Source organism: Microbacterium sp. HMWF026, from assembly GCF_003061325.1.
Classification (GTDB): domain Bacteria; phylum Actinomycetota; class Actinomycetes; order Actinomycetales; family Microbacteriaceae; genus Microbacterium; species Microbacterium testaceum_E.
Genome location: NZ_QAJB01000197.1, coordinates 8,162 through 11,349, shown reverse-complemented (window position 1 = coordinate 11,349; position 3,188 = coordinate 8,162). Strand labels below are relative to the sequence as shown.

Here is a 3,188-nt window from a genome sequence, read left to right as displayed (position 1 = left end):
GGCGATCCGCTCGCTCGCGAAGCTGGCCGGATACCCGGTGCCGGGCTGGTCGGGCATCGACCGCATGGTGCTGCCCCGGCGCGAGCTGAAGGACTGGATCCCGCGTCTCGCGCGCATCCCGGCCGACGCGCGCGAGGCGCTGCCGGGCATCACCGCGGACCGCACGTTCCAGATCGTCGCCGCGGCCGTGGTCGTCGAGCGCGCGATGAAGGCGATGGACGTCGAGGAGCTCGAGGTCTCGCCGTGGGCCCTGCGCGAGGGCGTGCTGCTGCGGTACATCGAGTCGCTCGAGTACTGACGACGAAGGGCTCGGCGCCCCGCCGGAACGGAGGGCGCCGAGCCCCTCGGAAGACGCCGTGCTTACAGGGCCAGACGCTCCTGCACCACCGCGGCGAGCTTGTCGGCGTGCGCGCGGGCGGTGTGCTCGTCTGCGGCCTCGACCATGACGCGCACCAGCGGCTCGGTCCCCGACGCGCGCAGCAGCACGCGGCCGGAGTCGCCGAGCGCGGCGCTCGAAGCGGCCACGGCCTCCTGCACGTCCGCGTCCGCGACACCGTCGCGGTCGACGCCGCGCACGTTCACGAGCACCTGCGGGTAGACCGTCATGATCGACGCGAGTTCGGCGAGGGTCTTCTTCTGACGCGCCATCTCGGCGACGATGTGCAGTCCCGTGAGCAGGCCGTCGCCGGTCGTGGCGAACTCGCTCATGATGACGTGACCGGACTGCTCGCCACCCAGCGAGTACCCGCCCTCGTTCATCGCCTCGAGAACGTAGCGGTCGCCGACGGCGGTCTGCAGGACGCGGATGCCGTGGGCCTGCATCGCGCGATGCAGCCCGAGGTTGCTCATCACCGTCGCCACGAGCGTGTCGTCCGCGAGCGCGCCGCGTTCCTTCATCGCGACGGCGAGGATCGCCATGATCTGGTCGCCGTCCACGACGTTCCCGTCCGCGTCGACGGCGAGGCAGCGGTCGGCGTCACCGTCGTGCGCGATGCCGACATCGGCACCGAGACGCACGACGGCCTCGGCCAGGACGTCGAGGTGCGTCGAGCCCACCCCGTCGTTGATGTTGAGCCCGTCGGGTTCGGCGCCGATCACGGTCACCTGGGCGCCCGCGTCGCGGAACGTCTCGGGCGAGACTCCGGCGGCCGCGCCGTGGGCGCAGTCGAGCACCACGTGGATGCCGTCGAGCCGGTGCGGCAGCGACCCCAGCAGGTGCAGGACGTAGCGGTCCTCGGCGTCGGCGAAGCGGCGGATGCGGCCGACGCCGGCGCCCGTGGGCTGCAGGCGCTGGCCCTCGAGCGCGCTCTCGATGCGCTGTTCGACCACATCGGGGAGCTTGGTGCCGCCGCGGGCGAAGATCTTGATTCCGTTGTCGGGGGCGGGGTTGTGCGAGGCCGACACCATCACGCCGAAGTCCGCGTCGTGGTCGGCGATGAGGAAGGCGGTGGCCGGGGTCGGGATCACTCCGGCGTCGAGCACGTCGACGCCCGAGGAGGCGAGTCCTGCGGCCACCGCGGCGGCGAGGAACTCCCCCGACACCCGCGGGTCGCGCGCGACGACGGCCGTCAGTCGACGGCCCTCCGCCTTGCGCGCCTCCGCAGAACGGCCCTGGCCCAGGACGACAGCAGTCGCCTGGGCCAGGTGCAGCGCGAGTTCGGCGGTGAGGAGGCCGTTGGCCAGCCCCCGCACCCCGTCCGTGCCGAAAAGAGGCATACGGAGGATCGAACTCAGCGCTTGGAGTACTGAGGCGCCTTGCGGGCCTTCTTGAGACCGGCCTTCTTGCGCTCCTTGACGCGAGCGTCGCGCGAGAGGAAGCCGGCCTTCTTCAGGGTCGGACGGTTGTTCTCGGCGTCGATCTCGTTGAGCGCACGGGCGATGCCCAGGCGCAGCGCGCCGGCCTGGCCCGAGGGGCCACCACCGGAGATGCGGGCGATCACGTCGTACGAGCCCGCGAGCTCAAGGACCGTGAACGGGTCGTTGATCAGCTGCTGGTGCAGCTTGTTGGGGAAGTAGTCCTCGATCGTGCGGCCGTTGACCGTGATCGTGCCCGAGCCCGGGACGAGACGCACGCGGGCGATGGCCTGCTTGCGACGGCCCACGGCTGCGCCGGGGACCGAGAGCACGGGGCGCTCGGTGGCGACGGCGGACTGCTCGGCCGGCGTCTCGGTGCTGTAGTTGCTGGAGTCGATGTTCGACACTGTTTCGTCCTTATCCGGCGGCGCTTACTGGGCGACCTGGTCGAAGGTGTATGCCGTGGGCTGCTGGGCACCGTGGGGGTGCTCGGCGCCGCGGTAGACCTTGAGCTTCTTGAGCTGCGCCGCGCCGAGGCTGTTCTTGGGCAGCATGCCGCGGATGGCCTTCTCGACCGCGCGGACGGGGTTCTTCTCGAGGAGTTCGTCGTAGGTGACGGACTTGAGGCCGCCCGGGAAGCCCGAGTGGCGGTACGCCTTCTTCTGCGTGAGCTTCTGACCCGTGAGCGCCACCTTTTCGGCGTTGATCACGATGACGAAGTCGCCGGAGTCGATGTGGTTGGCGAAGGTGGCCTTGTGCTTGCCGCGGAGGAGGACCGCCGCGTGCGAGGCGAGACGGCCGAGGACGACGTCGGTGGCGTCGATAACGACCCACTCGCGCGTGACCTCAGCGGCCTTGGGGGTGAAAGTGCGCGTCACAGTAGTGCTGCTTTCTTGATCGAACGGAGGAGTTCGTGAATCCCGCTCCGGTGGTCCGTTGCCCCGTCGAAGCCGGGAGAACAGGGCCGGTGGAGGGCTCACGTTCGGGCAACCCGCTCGCAGAGAGGCGGGCACCAAAGAGCAAGACTACGGCATCCGGATGCCAGCGCCAAACGCGCGCACTCTTCTCAGGCGAGCAGGGCGCCGACGGCGAGCAGCGCGAATCCCGTGGCGTTGTAGACGAGGTGGATCACGACGGCTGGGCCGAGGCGACCCGTCGCCGCCGTGACCACTCCGGCGACCAGGCCGAGCAGGGCGAGGCTCAGCAGGTCCGCCCCGCTCTGCGGCGCGGCCAGCGCATGGGCGACCACGAAGAGGGTCGCGGAGACCGCGATGGCCGCCACGGCCGCGGCCCGGGCACCGGCGATCGGCCGCAGCAGGAGCATCGCGCTGACGAGCACGACCCCCCGGAAGAACAGCTCCTCCACGATCGGCGTCACGAGCGTCCCCGCGGCG

4 protein-coding genes and 1 pseudogene are annotated in these 3,188 nt (G+C 70.8%); 1 reads left to right on the top strand and 4 read right to left on the bottom strand.

Translation table 11 applies throughout. The annotated features are described in order from the left end of the window. A pseudogene (locus tag DBR36_RS08270) lies at nucleotides 1–298 on the top strand (Ppx/GppA family phosphatase); the annotation flags it as partial. A gap of 62 nt (nucleotides 299–360) precedes the next feature. Here DBR36_RS08270 and glmM read toward each other — a convergent pair. From glmM to DBR36_RS08250, 4 genes are all read right to left on the bottom strand, one after another. Next, on the bottom strand, nucleotides 361–1,716 hold the full coding sequence (gene glmM, locus DBR36_RS08265) for a phosphoglucosamine mutase (protein ID WP_108318436.1): 1,356 nt from the start codon (nucleotides 1,714–1,716) through the stop codon (nucleotides 361–363). Between the two features lie 14 nt (nucleotides 1,717–1,730). Continuing rightward, on the bottom strand, nucleotides 1,731–2,201 hold the full coding sequence (rpsI, locus tag DBR36_RS08260) for a 30S ribosomal protein S9 (RefSeq protein ID WP_074696481.1): 471 nt from the start codon (nucleotides 2,199–2,201) through the stop codon (nucleotides 1,731–1,733). Nucleotides 2,202–2,225: 24 nt separating this feature from the next. Beyond that, nucleotides 2,226–2,672, bottom strand: a complete 447-nt coding sequence (rplM, locus tag DBR36_RS08255; protein WP_094734663.1) for a 50S ribosomal protein L13 — start codon at nucleotides 2,670–2,672, stop codon at nucleotides 2,226–2,228. Nucleotides 2,673–2,860: 188 nt separating this feature from the next. Beyond that, a partial coding sequence (locus DBR36_RS08250; protein ID WP_146185283.1) for a type II CAAX prenyl endopeptidase Rce1 family protein occupies nucleotides 2,861–3,188 on the bottom strand: 328 nt, incomplete at its 5' end.